This is a genomic window from Clostridium swellfunianum, assembly GCF_023656515.1.
Classification (GTDB): Bacteria; Bacillota; Clostridia; order Clostridiales; family Clostridiaceae; genus Clostridium_AT; species Clostridium_AT swellfunianum.
Genome location: NZ_JAMOFV010000003.1, coordinates 1 through 2,908 on the forward strand (window position 1 = coordinate 1; position 2,908 = coordinate 2,908).

At 43.0% G+C, this 2,908-nt stretch carries 1 protein-coding gene, 2 tRNA genes, 1 rRNA gene and 1 other annotated feature; all 4 genes read left to right on the forward strand.

Features of this window, described 5'->3' with window-relative positions; translation table 11 throughout:
- Nucleotides 1-1,690: a sequence feature (most likely nonfunctional fraction of RNA operon), on the forward strand.
- Nucleotides 1,691-1,862: 172 nt separating this feature from the next.
- Nucleotides 1,863-1,979, forward strand: a 5S ribosomal RNA gene (rrf, locus tag NBE98_RS00020).
- A gap of 7 nt (nucleotides 1,980-1,986) precedes the next feature.
- Nucleotides 1,987-2,063 (forward strand) — tRNA-Ile (locus NBE98_RS00025).
- 3 nt (nucleotides 2,064-2,066) lie between these two features.
- Nucleotides 2,067-2,142: transfer RNA gene (locus tag NBE98_RS00030), tRNA-Ala, on the forward strand.
- Between the two features lie 175 nt (nucleotides 2,143-2,317).
- Complete coding sequence (locus NBE98_RS00035) at nucleotides 2,318-2,521, forward strand: hypothetical protein (RefSeq protein WP_250811125.1); 204 nt, start codon at nucleotides 2,318-2,320, stop codon at nucleotides 2,519-2,521.
- Nucleotides 2,522-2,908 lie beyond the last annotated feature (387 nt).

The window sequence follows — 2,908 nt, forward strand, 5'->3', positions numbered from 1 at the left end:
TAAGTGTGGTAACATATTTAGCTGACTGATACTAATAGGTCGAGGGCTTGACCAAATATATTTTAATCTGTGCAATTTTGAAAGAATAATTTTAAAATATTTTTCCAAGGATTGTTGACAAGTATTTTAACTGATGATAAAATACATTTTGTCAGGAAATTTATCTGGTGATGATGGCGAGAAGGTTACACCCGTTCCCATACCGAACACGATGGTTAAGCTTCTCAGCGCCGATGGTACTGCTCGGGAGACTGAGTGNAGGTGTGCGCACTGTTGGATTAGTGCGTCTAAGTATTAAGGCATGCGAGTAGGCAAATCCGCTCGCTAAGCTGAGGTACGAATGGGAGCGAAATTTAAGTAGCGAAGTACCTGATTTCACACTGTCAAGAAAAGCTTCTATCGAGGTAATTGGTGCCCGTACCGCAAACCGACACAGGTAGGTGAGGAGAGAATCCTAAGACCAGCGGAAGAATCGTTGTTAAGGAACTCGGCAAATTGACCCCGTAACTTCGGGAGAAGGGGTGCCACAGCAATGTGGCCGCAGAGAATAGTCCCAAGCAACTGTTTAGCAAAAACACAGGTCTCTGCTAAAGCGAAAGCTGATGTATAGGGGCTGACGCCTGCCCGGTGCTGGAAGGTTAAGGGGATTGGTTAGCCGTAAGGCGAAGCCATGAACTTAAGCCCCAGTAAACGGCGGCCGTAACTATAACGGTCCTAAGGTAGCGAAATTCCTTGTCAGGTAAGTTCTGACCCGCACGAATGGCGTAATGACTTGGGAACTGTCTCAACAACGAATCCGGCGAAATTGTATTGCGAGTGAAGATGCTCGCTACCCGCGATTGGACGGAAAGACCCCGTAGAGCTTTACTGTAGCTTAGCATTGAGATTCGGTATTGTCTGTACAGGATAGGTGGGAGACTGGGAAACAGGGTCGTTAGGCCCTGCGGAGTCATCCTTGGGATACCACCCTGACAGTACTGAGTTTCTAACTGGCGGCCATGAATCTGGTCACAGGACATTGTTAGGTGGGCAGTTTGACTGGGGCGGTCGCCTCCTAAAATGTAACGGAGGCGCTCAAAGGTTCCCTCAGAGCGGTTGGAAATCGCTCGAAGAGTGTAAAGGCAGAAGGGAGCCTGACTGCGACACTTACAAGTGGAGCAGGTACGAAAGTAGGACTTAGTGATCCGGTGGTTCCTCGTGGGAGGGCCATCGCTCAACGGATAAAAGCTACCTCGGGGATAACAGGCTGATCTCCCCCAAGAGTCCACATCGACGGGGAGGTTTGGCACCTCGATGTCGGCTCGTCGCATCCTGGGGCTGAAGTAGGTCCCAAGGGTTGGGCTGTTCGCCCATTAAAGCGGCACGCGAGCTGGGTTCAGAACGTCGTGAGACAGTTCGGTCCCTATCCGTCGCGGGCGCAAGAAGTTTGAGAGGAGCTGTCCTTAGTACGAGAGGACCGGGATGGACTAACCTCTGGTGCACCAGTTGTCACGCCAGTGGCACGGCTGGGTAGCTATGTTAGGACGGGATAAACGCTGAAAGCATCTAAGCGTGAAGCCCACCTCAAGATAAGACTTCTCATAGCGTAAGCTAGTAAGACCCCTTGAAGAACACAAGGTTGATAGGTCAGAGGTGTAAGTGTGGTAACATATTTAGCTGACTGATACTAATAGGTCGAGGGCTTGACCAAATATATTTTAATCTGTGCAATTTTGAAAGAACAAAAAATTGTTCTTAAAAATTATTAGAAACGAGCAGATCAAGGAAAGCACGAACGAGGAAACGGAGTTTACTAATCATGTAAATGAGTACCGCAGTGAGTAGCTTGACGAAGATATGCGAAGTTTATAAGAGTTTTTATATCTGGTGATGATGGCGAGAAGGTTACACCCGTTCCCATACCGAACACGATGGTTAAGCTTCTCAGCGCCGATGGTACTGCTCGGGAGACTGAGTGGAAGAGTAGGACGTTGCCAGGTTCACAATGGATCTTTAGCTCAGTTGGTTAGAGCAACCGGCTCATAACCGGTTGGTCCGGGGTTCGAGTCCCTGAAGGTCCACCATATGGGGGTATAGCTCAGTTGGGAGAGCACCTGCCTTGCACGCAGGGGGTCTAGGGTTCGAATCCCTATATCTCCACCAAATAGAACAGTCCGTGAGGGCTGTTTTTTTATTTTTATTCTATAGCACTCACTGAAGTAAACATACATTTGAAATAACTATTTCAATTTGTATTGTGAAATTCATTATTCTTTAATTGAAATACTGTGATTAAGAGTATAAAATTAAAGATATAATAATTGTTAAGGAGTTTTATATGCGGTGGATTTTTTGGCCGTTTGAATTAATTATCGATTTAGTTGCTTCTATAATAAGATTGACTGGAAAAATTGTAGCTTCGATTATAGGATTAGTGCTGATGATTTTAGGTGTAGTTATAACTATGACTTTTATAGGAGCTATAGTTGGTATTCCTTTGGCCATATTTGGTTTTTTGTTAATGTTAAAGGGATTATTTTAGTTTAATAATTGTTAAAAATAAGAGTTGAAAATCAGCTCTTATTTTTTTAGTATACAATATACTTATCCAGGCGTATCACTAGACGTTATATAGAGAAAATTAAAGAAAATAAGAGAAAATAAATTCTAATGTTAATTAAAGAGTATTAAAGAATGTGTGATAACAAATAAATATGATAAAATAATTTTCGTTGCTGAATGACACATGAGGTTATCATGTAAATAACAAAATTTAAAATTTTGTTGACAAAACAAATTCAGCATGATAAGATATAAAAGCTGTCGGATGACGGCGAATAAATTGGTCTTTGAAAATTAAACAGAGAATATAAAGGTAAATGACCAGCAATTCTTTTGAAGTTGAAAAACTTCTAAAAATAAGTAAGCG

What these genes read in the sequence shown, in the direction of transcription:
- NBE98_RS00035 (WP_250811125.1), top strand. Translation starts at nt 2,318, where the DNA reads ATGCGGTGGATTTTTTGGCCGTTTGAATTAATTATCGATTTAGTTGCT.